Origin of the sequence: Stieleria neptunia (genome assembly GCF_007754155.1) — a bacterium.
Classification (GTDB): Bacteria; Planctomycetota; Planctomycetia; order Pirellulales; family Pirellulaceae; genus Stieleria; species Stieleria neptunia.
On the sequence record NZ_CP037423.1, the window covers coordinates 4,825,447 to 4,844,400 of the forward strand.

At 59.9% G+C, this 18,954-nt stretch carries 13 protein-coding genes; 8 read left to right on the forward strand and 5 right to left on the reverse strand.

From position 1 onward, the window contains the following. Positions 1-104: 104 nt before the first annotated feature. The 3 genes from Enr13x_RS16740 to Enr13x_RS16750 all read left to right on the forward strand — a co-directional run bounded on the left by Enr13x_RS16740 (position 105) and on the right by Enr13x_RS16750 (position 4,907). Positions 105-1,664 (forward strand): DUF1549 and DUF1553 domain-containing protein, encoded by a 1,560-nt coding sequence (locus Enr13x_RS16740; RefSeq protein WP_145387932.1) that lies wholly within the window; start codon positions 105-107, stop codon positions 1,662-1,664. 88 nt (positions 1,665-1,752) lie between these two features. After that, positions 1,753-3,066 carry a DUF1501 domain-containing protein gene (locus tag Enr13x_RS16745; protein ID WP_231744342.1) on the forward strand — a complete coding sequence of 438 codons (1,314 nt, stop codon included), beginning with the start codon at positions 1,753-1,755 and terminating at the stop codon, positions 3,064-3,066. A 137-nt stretch (positions 3,067-3,203) separates the two neighbouring features. Then, complete coding sequence (locus Enr13x_RS16750; protein ID WP_197456083.1) at positions 3,204-4,907, forward strand: EF-hand domain-containing protein; 1,704 nt, start codon at positions 3,204-3,206, stop codon at positions 4,905-4,907. Between the two features lie 91 nt (positions 4,908-4,998). On the opposite strand, the gene Enr13x_RS16755 is transcribed toward Enr13x_RS16750, so the two are convergent. Next, on the reverse strand, positions 4,999-7,230 hold the full coding sequence (locus Enr13x_RS16755) for an NADP-dependent isocitrate dehydrogenase (RefSeq protein ID WP_145387936.1): 2,232 nt from the start codon (positions 7,228-7,230) through the stop codon (positions 4,999-5,001). Positions 7,231-7,358: 128 nt separating this feature from the next. Further along, entirely contained in the window at positions 7,359-8,969 is a 1,611-nt protein-coding gene (gene gpmI, locus Enr13x_RS16760) for a 2,3-bisphosphoglycerate-independent phosphoglycerate mutase (RefSeq protein WP_231744343.1), read from the reverse strand. 350 nt (positions 8,970-9,319) lie between these two features. Here gpmI and Enr13x_RS16765 point away from each other — a divergent pair, with 350 nt between their 5' ends. From Enr13x_RS16765 to Enr13x_RS16780, 4 genes are all read left to right on the forward strand, one after another. Then, complete coding sequence (locus Enr13x_RS16765; RefSeq protein ID WP_145387940.1) at positions 9,320-10,615, forward strand: hypothetical protein; 1,296 nt, start codon at positions 9,320-9,322, stop codon at positions 10,613-10,615. An 80-nt stretch (positions 10,616-10,695) separates the two neighbouring features. Then, positions 10,696-11,511 (forward strand): tryptophan synthase subunit alpha, encoded by an 816-nt coding sequence (gene trpA / locus Enr13x_RS16770; protein WP_145387942.1) that lies wholly within the window; start codon positions 10,696-10,698, stop codon positions 11,509-11,511. A gap of 215 nt (positions 11,512-11,726) precedes the next feature. Further along, entirely contained in the window at positions 11,727-12,869 is a 1,143-nt protein-coding gene (locus Enr13x_RS16775; RefSeq protein WP_145387944.1) for a BON domain-containing protein, read from the forward strand. Positions 12,870-13,638: 769 nt separating this feature from the next. Further along, on the forward strand, positions 13,639-14,175 hold the full coding sequence (locus tag Enr13x_RS16780; protein ID WP_197456183.1) for a hypothetical protein: 537 nt from the start codon (positions 13,639-13,641) through the stop codon (positions 14,173-14,175). A gap of 129 nt (positions 14,176-14,304) precedes the next feature. On the opposite strand, the gene Enr13x_RS16785 is transcribed toward Enr13x_RS16780, so the two are convergent. Both Enr13x_RS16785 and Enr13x_RS16790 read right to left on the reverse strand, forming a co-directional pair. Next, complete coding sequence (locus tag Enr13x_RS16785) at positions 14,305-15,489, reverse strand: serine hydrolase domain-containing protein (protein ID WP_145387945.1); 1,185 nt, start codon at positions 15,487-15,489, stop codon at positions 14,305-14,307. Between the two features lie 172 nt (positions 15,490-15,661). Beyond that, the gene (locus Enr13x_RS16790) at positions 15,662-16,555 is read right to left on the reverse strand and encodes a phosphatidylserine decarboxylase (protein ID WP_145387947.1); all 894 of its coding nucleotides are present in this window, start codon (positions 16,553-16,555) and stop codon (positions 15,662-15,664) included. A gap of 483 nt (positions 16,556-17,038) precedes the next feature. On the opposite strand from Enr13x_RS16790, the gene Enr13x_RS16795 reads away from it, so the two are divergent. Further along, the gene (locus Enr13x_RS16795) at positions 17,039-17,881 is read left to right on the forward strand and encodes an alpha/beta hydrolase (protein ID WP_145387949.1); all 843 of its coding nucleotides are present in this window, start codon (positions 17,039-17,041) and stop codon (positions 17,879-17,881) included. Positions 17,882-17,972: 91 nt separating this feature from the next. Here the strand turns inward: Enr13x_RS16795 and Enr13x_RS16800 are convergent, their stop codons facing one another. Next, positions 17,973-18,896 carry a sugar phosphate isomerase/epimerase family protein gene (locus Enr13x_RS16800; RefSeq protein ID WP_145387951.1) on the reverse strand — a complete coding sequence of 308 codons (924 nt, stop codon included), beginning with the start codon at positions 18,894-18,896 and terminating at the stop codon, positions 17,973-17,975. Positions 18,897-18,954 lie beyond the last annotated feature (58 nt).

Below are 18,954 nucleotides of genomic sequence, written 5' to 3' on the forward strand. Positions count from 1 at the left end.
GGTTCGGGTCCCTGTCTTTGAATCGCCATGCATCTGAATTGTTGTGCGTGGCGTTGCGGCAACTGGTATAACACAATCGCAATGCCTTCTTCTCCATTGGCGTCATGATGCGAATTGTTTGCATTCTCTTCGTTCTCCCCCTGTTCGTCTCCATCGGAGCCGTGGCTCGATGTGGAGAGACGACGGGGGATCGATTTGCGTCGCCGTCGGATCGTGTCGATCAGTATCTGTCCGCGTCGTGGCAAGAAACGGCGACCCGCCCCAGCCCGCGAAGCGGCGATGCGGAGTTCTGTCGACGTGCCTGGTTGGACCTTGCCGGCGTCGCGCCACCGGTTTGGCAATTACGACGTTTTCTGGCAGACCCGTCGGGCGACAAACGGAAACAATTGATCGAATCGCTGCTGAGTTCTTCTCGCTTTGCGACCCACATGGCCCATCGCTGGAACGCGTTTCTGCTTCCGGCTGAGTCGTCCGACGACCGCCAGGGCGATGCGGCGGCGCTGCACGCCTGGTTGAGACAACAATTCCTCAACAACACGCCGTATGATCATCTGGTCGGCGGATTCTTGACCGCCGGCGGAAAGAGTGATCAGGGGCCGGCGATCTTTTACACGTCGCGAAACCTGGAACCGGTGAAACTGGCCGCCGCCACATCGCGGTTGTTCATGGGCGTCCAACTGGAGTGCGCCCAGTGCCACGATCACCCCTTTGCCAGCTGGACGCAAGATGATTTTTGGTCGTTCGCTGCATTTTTCGCGCAGCTGCAATTGAGCGATTCGAATCTGCGCGGTGGCGGCCAAGCGATCGAAGACCGATCGGGTGCGGAAGTGACGTTCCCCGAATCTGAACGCGTCATGGCACCACGTTACCCGGGCGTGACTTCGCCACCCGAAGCCGATCCGACCGACTTTCGACGGCGCCAACTGACGATCTGGCTGGCGTCGCGCAACAACCCTTACTTCGCACGCGCCGCGGCCAACCGCGTTTGGGCGCATCTGTTCGGACGTGGCCTTGTCGATCCGGTGGACGCCATGGATTCCAGCAACCCGCCCAGCCATCCCGAGTTGTTGCAATACCTGGCCGACTACCTGGTGGAGCAACGCTTTGACTTACGTGAACTTTATCGCATGCTGACCAGCACCCAGGCCTACCACCGGACCAGCGCGATCGTCGACGGGCAACGGCATCCGCCGGATTCTTTCGCCGCGATGAACGTCAAAACGCTTTCAGCGTCACAGTACTTCGACAGCCTTCATCAAAACGTGTTGTTGGGCCGGCTGAACGCATCGGCGGATTCGCCGCAAGTCGAACAAGCTGTTCGTGACGAATTCCTTCGTCGCATGAAAGCCCCCGATGCTTCGCCGAGTGACTATCCGCACGGCGTGGTTCAGGTGCTGGGAATGATGAACGGCCCGGAGATGCTGGCGGCGACCGCCGAAGCACAGAGCGGGCTGATCGCGTCGATGGATGCGCCGTTCTTTTCGGATACCGAGCGGATCGAAACCCTGTTCCTGGCTTGCCTGTCACGACCGCCCAGCGACTCCGAACTGGAGATGTTTCTGGCCCATTTGAACGACGCCTCCGCCGAGCAACCCTCCGCCGCACGGCTGAGTGATCTGACTTGGATATTGCTCAACACCGCTGAATGTTTTGTTTGTCCGTGAGTGGGATAGGCTTCCAGCCTGTCACTGTTGAGCCGACAGGCTGGAAGCCTATCCCACATGGTGCCGCACACCCATCATCGAAAATCAAATGTTCCAAACACCCGTCTTCAATCGCCGCCAAGCGATCGCCGCCGCCGTTTCCATCGGTGGGTCGCTCGGGATGAGCGATCTGCTGCAATCGATCACTGCGGTCGCCGGCGAAGCGTCGGAAAACGATCAGCGTCACTGCGTGCTGCTTTGGATGTCCGGCGGTCCCAGCCAGATCGATACGTTCGACATGAAGCCGGCGCACAAGAACGGAGGCAGCATCAAAGAGATCGCGACCGCCGTACCGGGGCTGCGGTTCAGTGAACACCTTCCCCAATTGGCCCGACAGGCGGATCAACTGGCGATCCTGCGTGGCATGGCGACCAAGGAAGGGGATCACCAGCGCGGGACCACCGTGATGCGGACCGGTCACATCGCCGGCGGCCCCGTCCGCTACCCTGCGATCGGATGCTCGCTTTCCAAATCGCTACGGAACCCTGATTCCAAACTGCCCCACTACGTCACGGTCGCTCCGGGCCCCTTCGCCCGCGGTTCGCTGAGCCCCGGTTTCCTGGGTCCAAAATTCGCAGCGACCTCCGTCAGTGTTTCAGGACCACCGGCGGCGGGCAATTTTGCCCAATTGCGCGTCGATCATTTGCAGCCACATGGATTCGTCGGCCCGGAACGCTTTGAAAGCCGATTGGCGTTGTGGGAATCGATGCAGGCGGCGTACTTGAAGACCCGAAACGCCCCCAACACCATTGCCCAAGACACCGTGTATCGATCGGCAATCGACATGTTGGGCAGCAACGCCAAGGACGCCTTTGATCTTTCGGCTGAATCCGACACGGTGCGTGAAGCCTACGGACGCGGCACGTTCGGGCAAGGATGTTTGATGGCCAGACGGCTGATTGAGCGCGGTGTCCCGCTGGTCGAAGTCACGCTGGGCGACGGCCTGGGTTGGGACACGCACGCGAACAACTTTGAACAGGTTCAACGCCTCTGTCAGCAATTGGACGCCGGTTGGTCGACCCTGATGACGGAACTGGCCGACCGCGGGCTGCTGGAAAAAACAACGATCCTTTGGGCGGGCGAATTCGGACGCACGCCCGCGATCAATTCCAACGGCGGACGAGACCATTTTCCCCAAGCGTTCAGCTGCGTGCTTGCAGGCGGAGGCGTCGCGGGCGGACAGGCTTTCGGCGCCACCAGCACTGACGGCATGGAAGTGGTTGACGGAAAGATCGATCAACAAGACCTCCTTGCGACGCTCTGCAAGGCGTTGGGTGTGGACCCGACCAGCGAAAACATTGCCGAGGGCGGCCGACCGATCGCGATCGCCGAAGGCAACCCGGTCGAACAGGTGTTGCTGTGATCCTCGTACGCCTGGTCGCACTCACGAGCATTCTCCTGATGGTCGGGTGTGACCGCGGGGTGAAATCGTCGCCATCCAAAACGGGAATCCCTCCCGCGGTGACGGAAAAGTCTGCATCACCTGCTACGGTCCCGACGATGGAAATGGAGCAAGCCCCCGCGCAAGACGACGCCGCGTCGATTGTCGAGCAATCTGACGCCAGTCCGCCGCCGTCGGAAACGGAGCACCATCCGCCGCTTGATTCCCCCGCGGATCCGACGTCCACGGTCGAAACGGTACGCGAGAGCCCTGAGGTCGATGCAGTGGAGCCTGAATCGGTGGCCCCCACAGCCGCCGCCTATCGTCTGTGGCTGCCGACCTCCAAAGGCCCCTTGTTGGTCGACCTGGACGTCTGGGTCGACGACCAACCGCTGCGTGACGCCTTCGCCGAGAAACTTGCGTCCGTCCGCGCGGCGTTGGAGCCAGCCGATGGCGGAGCGATTCGCTGGGATCGGCTGTTGGAACACATCGCCGGCGACCCCGCCACGTTCGGGCAAACCGCTTCACGCGTCGACGCTCAACAACAGGCGCTCATCAAACGCTATGACCGCGACAAAGACAAATCGGTCGACGAACAAGAGTTGGTGCGATTTCTGTTTCGGGATTCCAGCGTCCCGCAAGAATTTCGTCTGTTCGGGACCGACGCATTTCGATGGTCCAACCGGTCTGCGTCGCCGCTGTTCGCAGCCATCGACCGCAACCGAAATCGCAAACTCGATCCGGACGAGATTGAATCGGCCGGCGAATCGTTGCTGCGGCAGATCGATTTGAATTCCGACCAATGCATCGACTTTGCCGAATCGACTCGACTGCGTGAAAACGAAGGCGATGCCTGGCAGCGCAATCGATCCAACCGCCAAGGCAACGTCGCGATGGATCTGTCTGGATTCGTCAATTGGTCGAATCTGTCTTACACCATGGGCGGCATGCTGAAAGAGAATCCCGTCCTCTCTCCGTCCAACCCGGTCAAATCCGTTGACGCCGATCAGGATGAATGGATCTCCGCGTCGGAGGCAGAATCGATCCTGACACTCGACCCGGCACTGGCGCTCGCCGTCCGATTCGACAGCTCTGCCCCGTCGGCATCAACGGTTCAAACGCAGGTCCACACAGCGGTTCGCGCCAACGTCCGAATCGAACACCACCCCGGTTCGTGTTGGATCGCCGGGCAGTCCATCCACGTCGGTGTCGTTGCATCGGACATGCCGACAGCGCAAAACCGCATTCCACGCCAAGTGTTCCTTCAGCTTGACGCCGATAAGAATGGCGGGATTGATGAAAATGAAATCCCAGACGGCGCAAAAGACCAGTTTCCACTGGAGTCATTGGACGCCAACGGCGACGGCAAACTGAGTTTTCAGGAGATCAACCAGACGCTCGGGCAAAAACAATCAATCTGGAACTTTCAAGTGCGCGGCAGGGCGGCCGAACATCCCGACGGTGTCTTCGCGTGGTTGGATCGGGACCACGATCAATTCCTTTCCAGTCGCGAAATTCAATCCGCGCCTGCGCGCTTGAAAGCCTTGGCCACGGAGAACGCGACGCTCGCGGCCAACGACATCCCCGACACCCTGATGATCCAGTTCTGCCGCGGCGAACCGGATCAAGACGACGCGCGATTCGGATTCAGCCGCCGTGCTTCTCTGCAGCCGGACCAGCGGCCGAGTTGGGCGATTCACATGGATGCCAATCGAGACGGCGATGTGTCGGAAAACGAATTCCTGGGCCCGATCGACTCGTTCCGCGAGTTGGACCGAGACGGCGATGGATTCTTGTCGGCGGGCGAAGTGATCGCGGATTAGGGTGTTCTTAAGTGGCGTAAGCTTCCAGCTTGCGAGGGGAAGCTACGCTTCCCGGAAGGCAAGCAGGATGCTTACCCCACTTTTGAAATGCTTAGGTCACGCTTGCGATGGCATCGTTGAGGGTGGCGCTGGGGCGCATCGCGGCGGTGGCTTTTTCGCAATCGGGTTGGAAGTAGCCTCCCAGGTCGACGGGCTTGCCCTGTGCCGCACCGAGTTCGTCGACAACCTTGGCTTCGTTTTCACGCAGCGTCTTGGCCAGCGGAGCGAAGGCGGCGGCGAGTTCGGCGTCTTTCGATTGCGATGCCAGGGATTCGGCCCAGTACAGCGCCATGTAGAAATGACTGCCGCGGGTATCCAGCTCTCCGACCTTGCGTTTGGGCGACTTGTCTTCGACCAGAAATTGATCGGTCGCGGCATCGAGCGTTTCGGCCAAGACGGCAATCTTTTCGTTGTCAGCTTTTCGGCCCAGGTCTTCCAGCGAAACCGCCAGTGCCAGGAACTCGCCCAGGGAATCCCATCGCAAGTGACCTTCGGAAACAAATTGCTGGACATGCTTGGGCGCCGACCCACCGGCTCCGGTTTCGAACAAGCCTCCGCCGGCCAACAGCGGAACGATCGACAGCATCTTGGCACTGGTGCCGAGTTCCAGGATCGGAAACAAATCGGTCAGATAATCCCGCAGCACGTTGCCCGTCACCGCGATGGTGTCCTGCCCCTCGCGAGCACGTTGACAAGCGTGTCGCGTCGCGTCGACGGTGTTCATGATCTGGATGTCCAACCCGTCGGTGTCGTGGTCGGCCAGGTACTCATTGACCTTTTTGATCAGGTTGGCGTCATGACCGCGTTGGTCGTCGAGCCAGAAGATGGCGGGGGAGCCGGTCAACCGGGCACGCTGGACGCCCAGTCCGACCCAATCTCGAACCGCCACGTCTTTGGTTTGGCACATCCGCCAAATGTCGCCGGCTTGGACGGCGTGCTCAAAAATCACCGCCCCCGAGTCGTCGGTCACCACGACCGTTCCGTCCGCGGGGATTTCGAATGTCTTATCGTGAGAGCCATACTCTTCGGCTTTCTTGGCCATCAGCCCGACATTGCTGACCGATCCCATCTTGGTCACATCAAACGCACCGTGCTCTTTGCAGAACTCGATCACGGTTTGATAGACGCCGGCATAACAGCGATCGGGGATCAATGCTTTGGTGGGATGCAGTTTCCCGTCCGGCCCCCACATCATCCCCGAGCTGCGAATCGCGGCCGGCATCGACGCATCGATGATCACATCGCTGGGCACGTGCAAGTTCGTGATGCCGCGGTCGGAATCGACCATGGCCAGCGACGGTCCATTTTCGTAGGCCGCTTGGATGTCTTTGCGGATCTCATCAGCTTTCGTTGCGGGCAGCTCCGCCAACTTGGCCTCCAAGCCTCCCACGCCGTTGTTGGGATTGACGGCCAGTTCGGCGAAGGTGTCGGCGTGCTTTTCGAACACGTCGGCAAAGTAGACGTTGACGGCATGGCCGAACAGGATCGGATCGGAGACCTTCATCATCGTTGCTTTCAGGTGCAACGAGAGCAGGATCCCTGACTTTCGCGCGTCGGCGATTTGGGTTTCGTAGAAGGCGCGCAGTTTCGTGACGCTCATGACGGATGCGTCGACCATTTCGCCGGCCTCCACGGCCAAGGGCGGACGCAGCGGGGTGCGTGTTCCGTCGCCGGCGACCCATTCAATTTTCAGCGAACCGGCGTTTTCGAGGATCGCCGATTTTTCGCTGCCATAAAAATCGCCTTCGGTCATGTGGGCGACGTGTGACGGCGAGTCGGCGGACCACTCGCCCATCGAATGCGGATGGGCTTTGGCGTAGTTTTTGACGGCGGTTGCCACCCGGCGATCCGAGTTGCCTTCGCGGAGCACGGGATTGACCGCACTGCCGAGCACCTTGGCGTAGCGGGCACGGATCTCCTGCTCGGCGTCCGTCTTGGGATCGCTGGGGTAATCGGGGATGTCAAAACCGGCGGCCTGCAGTTCCGCGATCGCCGCGGTCAATTGCGGGATCGAGGCACTGATATTGGGCAATTTGATGATGTTCGCTTCCGGCGTTTTGGCCAGTTCGCCGAGCAACGTCAGCGCGTCTTCACGCTGTTGTGACGGGCTGAGCGACTCTGGAAAATTCGCCAGGATTCGGCCCGCCAACGAAATGTCTTTGGTCTGGACCGACACGCCAGCCTTTGCGGCGAACGCTTGGACGATCGGCAGCCAGGAAAGCGTCGCAAGCGCGGGAGCTTCGTCGGTGAAGGTGTAAACGATGCTCGATGCAGAATCACTCATGGTCGTTTCAGGGGCGGTGTTGGCGGATCGGCGGGCAAAAAACGTGTGGCGGAGCGGATGAAAAATTAGCAGGGGCGAGCGAAATTGTCACCGGTGGCGCGCCGCCCCTTGCGGATTCCGAATCGAGATCACGACAGGTCGATCAGGCTTTCGCCCGTCATTTCGGCCGGTTTTTCCAGCCCCAACAAGGCCAGGATCGTCGGTGCGATGTCGGCCAACCGGCCGCCGTCGCGCAAGGTTTTCCCTTCCAACCCGGGCTCGACGACGATCAGCGGAACATCGTACGTGGTGTGCGCGGTATGCGGTCCGCCGGTTTCCGGGTTGATCATCTGTTCGCAGTTGCCGTGGTCGGCGGTGATCACCAACGATCCGCCCGCACCCAGGGTCGCATCGACAATCTTTCCGACACAGGCGTCGACCGTTTCCACGGCTTTGACCGCGGCGGCCAAGACGCCGGTGTGGCCGACCATGTCACCGTTGGCAAAATTGACGATGATCAGCTCGCTGCGGCCGGAGTTGATTTCGTCGAGCACGAACTGCGTGACCTCCGCCGCCGACATCTCGGGTTTCTGGTCATAGGTCGAAACGTCGCGCGGCGATTGGGCCATTTCCTGGTTTTGGCCGGGGAACGGATTGTCGCGGTAATCGTTGAAGAAGAACGTGACGTGCGGGTACTTTTCCGTCTCGGCACAGCGGAACTGATTCAGCCCTTTCTCGCTGACGTATTGGCCGAGGATGTTGGGCATCTTGGCCGGCTTTTCGAAAATCACTTCGACGGGCAGTCCGGTTTCGTATCCCGTCATGGTGGCGTAGTACAGATCGTTGATCTTGGCACCGCGATCAAAACCGCCGCCGGGGATGTCCGCCCATTGTTGGTCGTCGAACACAAAGGCCTTGGTGATTTCACGGGTTCGGTCGCCGCGATAGTTGATGAACACCACCGCGTCTCCGTCACCGATGGTCGCGGCCGACCCGCCCTCGGGCACGATCGACGTCGCTTCGATGAATTCATCGCCGCTGCGACTCGACTCGGTCGGGTTGTCATAGTAGGCCTGAATCGCCTCGCTGGCCGACGCGGCGGTGCGTTGAGCCCCCTTGGTCAAGGCATCGTAAGCTTGTTGGACGCGATCCCAACGCAGGTCGCGGTCCATCGCATAGAAGCGTCCCACGACGGTTCCGACTCGGCCCACGCCGGCGGCGTCGAGTTTGTCTTGGACTTTTTGCACGTAGCCCAAGCCGCCGTTGGGCGAGGTGTCGCGGCCGTCGGTGATCGCATGCACGACCAACCGATCCGCCGGCAGCCCGCTGTCTTTGTACAAATCGACGACGGCCAGTGCGTGATCCAGGTCGCTGTGGACACGGCCGTCAGACATCAACCCCAGGATGTGCAGTTTGCCGCCGGTCTTGCGGATGTGATCGAGCGTTCCCAGCAAGACTTGGTTCTTGAAAAACTCACCTTCGCGGATCGAACGCGTGATTCGCATCACTTCTTGGTCCACGATCCGTCCGGCACCAATATTCTGGTGGCCGACTTCGCTGTTGCCCATCACGCCGGCCGGCAGCCCGACGTCTTCGCCGGAGGTCTTGATCAACACGTTGGGGTAGTTTTCCATCAACGCGTCGGAGACAGGAATTTTGGCCTGGACGACGGCGTTGGCCTCGTCCCACCGGGGGTATGGGTTTTCGCCCCATCCATCACGAACAATCAAAACGACAGGTTTTCGGCGGACTTCGGTCATGATTCTGAGATCGATAGGGCGTGGATCGAAAGGGGGGCTGGGTTGCCAACCTGCCGGCGATTCCCGGCAGCGAATAAGGAGAATGTTAGCCCAGACAGGGCGTCCTCCAAAGTGGGCCAGGGAAACGGGTTCCCTCCACCGTCGATTGTGGCCAAGATTCCAACCCCTGGTGCTTTGTCAGCGCTCAAGCGGAAAAGGGGTCAGGTACCAAAAATGCGAAGCACCCTGCGGGCCATTTGGTTTTTGGTACCTGCCCCCTTTTCCGCGGCACACACACGTACCCACCGGACCGCTGTCAATCGATCGACGCGGGAACGAACCGACCCGCGATTTACCTGCAAGGCCCCTTGATGCCGCTGATTCGTCTGGAATGCTCCGAGAAAACCTTCGCGCCCGGATTTTCCGAATCGCTTGAAACGGTTCGCGATCAATTCGTTCTTGGTGATGCCGTCGATTTTGACATGGACGCCAACCGATGCCCACGACTGCCGACGGATCTGTCATTCTTTGCGTTGCCGGAACAACAGTTGCTGGCTTACGAAAAGCATCGCGAGATCAGTGAGCTGGGACACATCTTTCGAATCGCCAACGGACTTCACGATTTCATCGATGCGGTGGTGATGACCGGATCGGGAGCGGGTTGCGTGGGTGCCCAAGCGATTGCAACGGCATGTTGCGATCCGTACCACAACGAACTGAGTCGAGCCGCTCGGGGCAGCAAACCGAGAATCTACTTCGCCGACGACTCGATGGACAACGATCAGATCCAGTCCTTGCTGGGACGGCTGACGGCGGGCGGTTACGGCGACGGCGCGGCCGACGCGCTGTGGGCGATCATCGCAGCCGATCGGGCGACGCCGGCCGACCGACCTCCCCTCGTCCTGGATCATCTGGTCGAAACGCTGCGCTCGACGACGGCAGCCGACGCGGACTTTGGCGGGCGACTGATCACGGCGATCGGCTCGACCGGCGCGGCGATTCCCGAGCCGCTCGCGGCACTCGGTTTGGATCAATCCTTGCGTGTTCCGGATGCCATCGACGATCGATACAGCGTGCTGACACCGATCGGGCTGCTCTCGTCGGCCTTCCTGGGGCTGGATTGCATTCAGTTGTTGGTCGGCGCGGCGGCGATGAACGAAAACTTTCGCAACGAACCGTTTGAGCAGAACATCGTGCTGCGGTATGCGGCGATGTGCCGGGGCCGGCAGCGTTTGTTTGCCTGGTGGCCGCGTCGTCTGTGCGGTTTGGATCGCTGGCTGGAATCACTGACATCGGATCATTGCCGACTTGACTTGGCAGCCGATTCCGACCGCGAGGAGTTCGCCGCGCGACTCGATTCCGGCTCCCCCCGTTGCGAAGAACTGGTTTGCAATCACGTCCAGGTCGATGCGATTCGCACCGACCCGCTCCCCGTCACGCCGAACCGGGAACCGCAAGGGGACCAGGCCCGGGAATCGGTCGCTGAACGGCAAGCGGAGACGGCCGCGACCGTTTCTCAACAACTGACCGACAGGGGCATTCGTCAGAACACGATCACGCTGCCGGTGATCGACACGCATTCGCTGGGACAGTTGCTGCAGATGTTGATGTTGGCCGCGGCGATCGAATCCGAAGGGGCGGCCGGTCGGTTTGGCTCGGGGGTCTAAACCGCGCCCGTTGTTTTGAGTACCCTTTCCACTCCCTGCTGCCGTCCCTCTTTCCCATCAAATACGGTTGACGCCACGAAATGTCCGCCATCGACGACCTCTTTACCCGTTTGAAATCCGAACAGCGAAAGGCATTGATGCCGTTTATCACGGCGGGCGATCCGAGCATCGAGGCGACCGGGGCCATTCTGGACGGCCTGACCGCCGCGGGTGCAGATTTATGTGAAATCGGGATTCCGTACAGTGATCCGATTGCCGACGGCCCGGTGATCCAAGCCTCCTATCAACGGGCGCTCGATCACGGATTTCGGTTGCAAGACGCGTTTCAATTGGGCAGCGACAAAGCCGCCGGGCTGGGCATGCCGCTGGTGACGATGGTCAGCTACGCGATCATTTATCGTGTGGGCCTGCGGGAATACGTCCGACGTGCCAAGGCGGCGGGGTATGCCGGCGCGATCGTGCCGGATCTGTTGGTCGAAGAAGCCGGCCAGCTGTCGCAGATCTGTCGCGACGAAGATTTCAGTTTGATCCAATTGGTCACGCCGACGACGCCTCGGCAACGTCAGATTCAAATCGCGAACTCGTCGTCGGGCTTTCTGTATTACGTGTCCGTGACCGGCATCACGGGAGAGCGGAACGAGCTTCCGGCGGATTTGCTGGAGAGCGTGAGCTGGTTGCGGGGCCAGACGGAACTGCCGATTTGCATCGGATTTGGGATCAGCGGGACGGAAATCGCCGCCAAGCTGGCTCCGGTCGCCGACGGGCTGATCGTCGGTTCGGCGATTGTGCGACGGATCGCCGAGCACGCCGATGCCGCCCAGGCACGCGATGCGGTGGCCAAATTTGTTGCCCAGCTGCGATCAGCGATTGATTCGGTGACCTCTGCGGCAAGCTAGGCAATCTTTGCGGCTTCGCACGCTTGATTCGACGGCAAAATCCGAAAAAACCTACCTGTTAGCAGGTGGAACCGCCGAAATCTACAGCAACACCGGTCCCACACGGATTTTCCGTAGGCGTTGTGCCACCCGTGATAGAGAGTCCCGCGAACGTCGCGGGCGGCTCTTGCAACGTCACCGGCCGGAGCGATTTGGAACTGTAGGAGGCATTTCCCATGCGACGAAAGTATCTAGGATTGGCGATCGCTGCGATCACCGCGTTGGGCCCCGCTTCGGCCTTTGGCGGCGACAGAGAGATTGCCGAAGAAATTATGACCCGTTTGAAGGGCAGCCGTGACTCGGGTGTCCTCAAAGACTTTACGCTTGACATGAAAGTGGACCAGGGCGTCGTCCTGTTCCGCGGCAGTGTTAGCGAAAGTGAACAAAAGCAGCTCGTCCTGTCAGCCGCCGAAGGCGTTGAAGGGATCGCAAAGGTCGTCGACGAAGTCGCCGTCAAAGCTGCGAAACCAGCCGAACCGCAAGCGGTGGAACCGGCGGTCGCGGAAAGCGATCAGTCACTCCGCAACATGCTGTCGGCCGACCTGTTTCAGCCCAGTGAAGGAATTGCGGAGGCCCCCCAAAGCGTTGCGGCTTTGGAAATCGCCCCCGGCCAGATTCAAACCACCGCCGCGGTCGAACTGGCAGCACCCGCCGGAATGAGCGACCAACAAGTCGTTGCCGGCGTCGTGCAGGCTCTCGGTGCCGCCCAAAAAGACGGACGACTGAAGGGATTTGGCGTCGATGTCAAATGCCTCGATGGAATCGTCTCGATCGAAGGCCGCGCCGGATCGCCCGAGCAACGCCAGCGGATCATCAGCATCGCTGAATCCGCACCCGGTGTTCAAGGGATCGATCAAGCGATCACCGTGATCGGTCAGCCCGCACCGACACTCAGCCGACCCGCCGGCGTGCCAGCTCAACTGGCAAGCAATCGGATGGCGCCGGTCAACGTGGACCAAGTGCCCGCGATGGCTTCGCCGTACCACATGAATCAGCCCGTTCCGGTCGCCCAAGCTGCGACGCCGGTGATGGGTTCCCCCGCCATGGGAATGCCGATGCAAGGCACTCCCGTTGCGATGAATCATGGTGCCGGCATGGGAGCCCCTCGCTACGACGCTCCCAACCTGCCCAACTACGCTTGGCCAGGTTACGCATCCTACCCGAACTATGCTGCCCTGACTTACCCTCAGCAGTACAGCCCTTCGGCGTGGCCTTACATCGGTCCCTTCTATCCTTACCCGCAAGTCCCGATGGGATGGCGTAAGGTCTCACTGGAATGGGATGACGGATGGTGGTTCCTGGACTTTACCGACCGCTAACGCGGACTCGGTAGACGAAGGTGACTCCAGCCACAGTTCTGGAAATCGCTGCCGCGAGGGACTCAATCGTCCCTCGCGGCTTTTTTTATGGTTTCGCGGCTCCCTGTGCACCACGCTCCGTCCCCCAGCGGGCGACGCCGTGATCGGTGGTCGTGCAAGCGAACTGCACGACGGCCCGCACGCTGGCGCAAACTCACCTCTCACCTCGTCTTAGCGGCACGGCGCGAGCCCTCCGGTCGTTCATGATGTTTTTGAAACGCGACCGGACGGCTCGCGGGCTGTCGATGTCGTGAGCCTCGGGCAGCGTCAGCGGCCGGGCACTGCGACGCTGCCCGAGGCCTTACGGCCAGCGGCTCACCATTGACTCAGCAGATCCCGACAAAAACGACAGCCCGCTCGCGACGTTCCGCTAACACCTCTCGAACCAAAGTACTCTCAGAGCTCCAGCAACGACACCAACGCACTCCGGTTTCCAGCAGGCCCCTCGTGGAACATCCGCGGTCGTGAAACAGACCCGGCCCTGCGAATCGCTAAAACTCCTGAATTACCCGCAAGATCCGTATAAGTTGACACGATAACTGTCTGTACAAGCGGAACCCAATCGCGCTCCGACGCGCGGTCTTGTTATCGAACACCAGGGAAGGTTGCTCGGATGACCAACACGACGAACAGTCAAACAAACCACGCCGCCCAGGCAGACCGTCTGGAATCGGCCACGGAAGGTGCCAGTGCCCTTTCGTCTCTCGCACGCAAAGTCACCCTGTTTACGATGGCCTGCGTCGCCGTTGGAACGACGGGTTGCTGGGGCGTCGGCACGAACTACAACCTCGGCTTCTTGGGATTCCCGATCCCGGTGAGTCCTTATTATCAACATAAGGCGGAAGAGGAATTTTGGAAGAACGAGCGTTACGACAAGGTGCCGATCCTCGGCCCGACCACCTCCGGTGGTGCCCCGGTCGCGCTCGACCCCCCCAGTGACGACGAAGTGATGCACGCACTGGAAAGTGCCCGTCCCGTCCAAGGCGGCATTCCGTTGCTGTATGAAAAGCAACGCAACGACGTGCGGATCATCAAAGAGAAGATCGCCGATTACATCGATCCGCCGCGATTCTATCCGCTGATCGGCCCCGCCCAACTGCACCACGCCCACTACAAGTGCACGATCTACTTCGAAGAGAAGACCACGATCGGCTACCCCGTGCCACACACCTTGCACGATCGCGAAGCCGTCGAAGTCGTCTACATCGACCACAACCACTTCCACATGGTTGGCGACGTCGAACCCTACACCACTCCGGCGCTCTAGCCGCTTTAACAAGCGTTCCGCTTTACACTCAAAAGTCGGCTTTGCGTGATCCACGCAGGGCCGACTTTTTTTGCGCCGTGGGTTGCGGGTAATTCGATGCGCCCGCCCAACGCAGGGGGCATCCCGGGATTACAGCCCCAGCGCCTCGCCGGCAACTTGCTGGAACGTCTCGCGAACGTCCGACCCATCGCTGTTGCCCATCTTGGTCCGCTGGATCATCAACACGTAGATCGTCTGCGTTTTCGGATCGACCCAGCCTTGTGTTCCGAACGCCCCGCCGTGCCCGAAGGTTCCCGGAGACAACGTCTCGGTCACGCCCTGCGGTTCGCGGATGATGCACCAGCCCAATCCCCAACAGTTGCCGGGCGTGAACCCGGTTTCCAAATCACCGGTCTGCGGTGACGTCATCTGTTCCACCGCCTCTTCGGACACGACCCGCTGCTTGCGCAACTTGCCTTGGTTCAAAACCATTTGATAGAACCGAAACATGTCACGAGCGGTGGCAAAGAGGCCGCCCGACGGATTGGGTGCTTTCACGTCGCCGGGAGTCGAAATGCGATTGGCAACCGCCACCAGCGACTGCCCCTCGTCACCCGGGCCATACAATGTTGCGATCCGACGCTGTTGTTTTGGGTCGGGAAAGAACGTGGTGGATGTCATCTTGGCGGGGGTAAAGATCCGCTCTTGAAGGAACGTTTGAAGCGGTTGTCCCGAGACGATTTCGACGATCCGGCCGGCGACGTTCAAGCCCGGACTGTATTTCCACTTGGTGCCGGGCTCAAACGCGAGCGGTCGCTCGGCCAGTTGATCGACCGCTTCTTCCAGCGATCCATCAAACAGTTGATCGCCGGCCAAACCCGAAGTGTGCGTGATGGCGTCACGGATCGTGATCTCACGACTGGGCGTTGTCCCGTCTTTCAGCTTCAAATCCTTGTAGGCCGGGATGTACTGGCTGACCTTGTCGTCCACACTGAGCTTGCCTTCATCCTGCAAGATCATCACTGCGGTCGCGACGATCGGCTTGGTCATCGAAGCGATCGAAAACATCGTGAAGGTTCGCATCTCCTTTTGTGCTTCGATGTCGGCCAATCCGACCGCGCCCAAATGCACGATCTTGCCACGGTGGCCGACCAAGGTCACCGCGCCGGAAATTTTCCCTTGCTCGACAAAGGTTTGCATCGCCGCATTGATCGGGTCGATCACGGGCGGCGGCGTGGGTGCCACTTTTTTCGGTGCCGTTGCTTCCTGGCCAAACGCCGTGGATGCAACACTCAGAATCAGGGCAAGACAACAGGACGACAGCGTGCGAATCATGGAAAGACTCTTGGCAGGTGGAGAAGAACACTCAGACGGGGGCACCAGTGCATTGCCAACGCCAAAGTTTTAGGATCAGCAAGAATGTGGCGTGAGCTTCCAGCTTGCGTTTCACAAGTGAAACGCGACGGCAAGCTAGAAGCTTACCCCACTTTTATTTCATGACAAAGCACTAAATGATCCTGCCCATCGAATCGCCCATCCGGGCGTACAACTCACGCTGATCGGCGGAGTGCTGCTGCAAGTCGTCATCGAACTCGACACGCCCGGGTTCGAAAATGACGATCGTCGATGAGCCGCCGAAACGGAAGTACCCCTTCTCGTCCCCTTTGGAAACCGTGTCGCCCTGGCGATAGGTCTGGCGAATCCCGCCGACGCAGGTGGCACCGATTTCCAACAACAGGACCTTGCCAATCGTTTCGGTTTCCAGACTCGTGATCACACGTTTGTTGGTCGCCAGAATCTGAATGTTTTGACGCAGCGCGATCGGGTTGACCGAGTACAGCGGTCCGTTGATCAAACGCGCCGGCCCCGGTCGCCCCGCGGCGGGAAAGTGAAACCGATGATAGTCGACCGGGCAGAGCCGAGAGAGCAGCAGGCTTCCCTCGGCGTACCGCCGCGTCAACTCCGGATCATCCAGCAACGTCGCCAGGTCAAACATCTGTCCCTTGACAAACAGTCCCTCGCAACGTGACAGATCGGGCACGCAGAGGTGGCGTCCGTCGGCGGGAAAGACGATCGTGGAGGGATCCGGATCGATCGGCCTGGCGGACGGGTTCAACTTGCGAAAAAAGAACTCGTTGAAGTTGGCAAATTCGTCCGGCCGGCGAGCAAACTCACTCGCATCAAGCCCATACTCCGCGATGAAGGGTCGGATTTTCTCGCGGGTTTTCGGTTGGTCCATCCGCCAACCATACCAGCGGGAAAACCAAGCCCGTTTCACCATCGCGGCCAAGGCCAGTTTTCCGCCCCACGTCCCGTACGTCCAACGAAGCGCCTTGTCGCCGTAGACTTTTTCGACGCACAATTCATTGCGGTAACGGTCGTGATAGACGATTTCATCCATTCGTGGATTCTTGCACACCAACAGGAAGATGAACAGACGAGCGGGACGCGTGAGCGACCGGCGTGGGACGGTTTTGCGAATGACGCCGAACGGTCAGACGTTTTGTTAGCGGCAGGGCGCGAGCCCTCCGGTCCTTCGGGTTGTTTTCAAGCCGAAACCGGACGGCTCGCGGGCTGTCGTTTTTGTGAGCCGCGGGTGCGTAAGCGGCCGGGCACTGCGACGCTGCCCGAGGCCTTACGGCCAGCGGCTCACCATTGACTCAGCAGATCCCGACTCAATCGACAGCCTGCTCGCGCTGTTCCGCTGCCCCCTTCCGTGTCAAAGACAGGTGGCATTGGGCCTACGCCGCGTGCCGGCAGACATAGAGTGACATGCCGCGTCGACTTTGGCGAGAGCGTGTGCGATTCGGTGTATGATGTGGCGTCTCTCGGATACAATCGGATGCTTTCCCGCCACCTTTCCTTCCCCATTCGTTGCCTGATCATGAACCTTCGCCCCTGGATCACCGTCTGCAGTTTGGCGCTGCTGACTTCGCCGCTCGCATTTGCCGCCGATGCGAAACCCGAACCCGATGAAAAGGTCGTCTACAAAACCGTCGGCGACGTGCAATTGTCGATGCACGTTTTTAAACCCGCCCCGTCGGATTCGGCCGAACCGCGTGCCGCGATCGTTTTCTTTTTCGGCGGCGGATGGAACGGCGGAACTCCGAGCCAGTTTTACGGCCAAAGCCGTGCCTTGGCGGATCGGGGCATGGTCGCGATGTGCGCCGAATATCGCGTCAAGAAGACGCATGGGACGCCACCAAAGACCTGTGTCGCCGACGGCAAGTCTGCAATGCGATGGGCCCGCCAGAACGCGCCTCGCTACGGAATCGATCCAAATCGAATCGCCGCCGGCGGCGGATCAGCCGGCGGGCATGTGGCCGCGGCGACCGCAACGGTGACCGCCTTTGATGATCCGGCCGATGACACCTCGATCAGCTGCCGTCCCGACGCACTGGTCCTGTTCAATCCCGTCTACGACAACGGCCCCGACGGGTACGGCTACGACCGCGTCCAAGAGTACTGGAAAGACATCTCACCGCTGCACAACCTCAGCAAAGACACTCCGCCGACCATCGTTTATCTGGGAACGAAGGACAAACTGATTCCCGTCGCAACCGGCCAGGCGTTTAAAGCCCAACTCGACACGCTGGGTGTGCGAAACGAATTGCACCTCTACCAAGATGCCGCCCACGGTTTCTTCAACAAGGGTGACGCCTACAAAGACACCTTGGCAAAATCGATCCGGTTTCTAACGTCGCTCGGGTTTCTCCAAGGGGAATAGGTCGCCGTACGGAGGAGAGGCAGAATGATACGGGCATTAAAATGATTCTGCCCCGTATCGTTCTGCCTTTTTTCGCTCACCCGAATCGCGACTACGCTTTGGCCAATTTCGCCGCGACGCGTTCCAGCAGCGCCTTGGTCAACTTGATGCCTTCGTACTCGGAGACCTTGCCGCCTTCGTATTCGATGCCGACGTAGCCGTGGTAGCCGTGCCGCAGCACAATTTCCATCATCTTGAAATAGTCGGTGTGAACTTCGTTGCCGTCTTCGTCGAAGTCATGCGATTTTGCACTGACCGCTTTGGCGAACGGCATCAATTCCTCGACGCCTTTGTAGCGATCGTACATCTTGGGCTCTTTCCCACGCGACAGGTAGAAGTTGCCGAAATCGGGGAGCGTGCCACAGTTGTCCATTTCGGTCTTGGCGATCGTCCCGGCCAGCCAGGCGCCGTTGCTGCTGAGGCCGCCGTGGTTTTCGACGATCACGTTCAATCCCTGCGGCTTGGCGTACTCGCTTAGACGCCGCAGCCCGTCGGCGGCCAGTTTCATCTGTTCTTCGTAACTACCCGAGCTGCTGGCGTTGACGCGGATGGAGTGGCATCCCAAGAACTTGGCGGCGTCGACCCAACGATAATGATTTTCGACGGCCTTGGTGCGTTTGGCATCGTCGGGGTCACCCAAGTTTCCTTCGCCGTCGCACATGATCAACAAACTCTTGACGCCCAAGTCGTCGCAACGGGTCTTCAACTCGCCGAGGTACTTTTGGTCGTTGGCTTTGTCTTTAAAGAATTGGTTGACGTATTCAACCGCATCGATGCCGAACTCTTCCTTGGTAACGCGGGGGAAATCCAGGTTCGTCAGCCCTTTGCTGGCGTCGCGAAGCGTGCGGTGCAACGACCACTCGGCCAGCGAAATCTTGAACGGAGCTTCGCCCGCATCGGCCGCGAACAGCGGAGCCATGGAGAGTGAAGCGGCGGAGGCAGACGCAAATTGGAGGAATTGACGGCGGTTGGTCATGGTCACATGGAAAGAACAAAGGAGGGAGAACTCAAAACGGCCCGGCAATTCTACACCA

Excerpts from the sequence above, each read along its gene's own strand:
- Enr13x_RS16745 (WP_231744342.1), top strand. The coding sequence starts at position 1,753 with ATGTTCCAAACACCCGTCTTCAATCGCCGCCAAGCGATCGCCGCCGCC.
- gpmI (WP_231744343.1), bottom strand. The coding sequence starts at position 8,969 with ATGACCGAAGTCCGCCGAAAACCTGTCGTTTTGATTGTTCGTGATGGA.
- Enr13x_RS16750 (WP_197456083.1), top strand. The coding sequence starts at position 3,204 with ATGGAAATGGAGCAAGCCCCCGCGCAAGACGACGCCGCGTCGATTGTC.
- Enr13x_RS16765 (WP_145387940.1), top strand. The coding sequence starts at position 9,320 with ATGCCGCTGATTCGTCTGGAATGCTCCGAGAAAACCTTCGCGCCCGGA.
- Enr13x_RS16795 (WP_145387949.1), top strand. The coding sequence starts at position 17,039 with ATGAACCTTCGCCCCTGGATCACCGTCTGCAGTTTGGCGCTGCTGACT.
- Enr13x_RS16775 (WP_145387944.1), top strand. The coding sequence starts at position 11,727 with ATGCGACGAAAGTATCTAGGATTGGCGATCGCTGCGATCACCGCGTTG.
- trpA (WP_145387942.1), top strand. The coding sequence starts at position 10,696 with ATGTCCGCCATCGACGACCTCTTTACCCGTTTGAAATCCGAACAGCGA.
- Enr13x_RS16740 (WP_145387932.1), top strand. The coding sequence starts at position 105 with ATGATGCGAATTGTTTGCATTCTCTTCGTTCTCCCCCTGTTCGTCTCC.
- Enr13x_RS16790 (WP_145387947.1), bottom strand. The coding sequence starts at position 16,555 with ATGGATGAAATCGTCTATCACGACCGTTACCGCAATGAATTGTGCGTC.
- Enr13x_RS16785 (WP_145387945.1), bottom strand. The coding sequence starts at position 15,489 with ATGATTCGCACGCTGTCGTCCTGTTGTCTTGCCCTGATTCTGAGTGTT.
- Enr13x_RS16800 (WP_145387951.1), bottom strand. The coding sequence starts at position 18,896 with ATGACCAACCGCCGTCAATTCCTCCAATTTGCGTCTGCCTCCGCCGCT.
- Enr13x_RS16780 (WP_197456183.1), top strand. The coding sequence starts at position 13,639 with ATGGCCTGCGTCGCCGTTGGAACGACGGGTTGCTGGGGCGTCGGCACG.
- Enr13x_RS16755 (WP_145387936.1), bottom strand. The coding sequence starts at position 7,230 with ATGAGTGATTCTGCATCGAGCATCGTTTACACCTTCACCGACGAAGCT.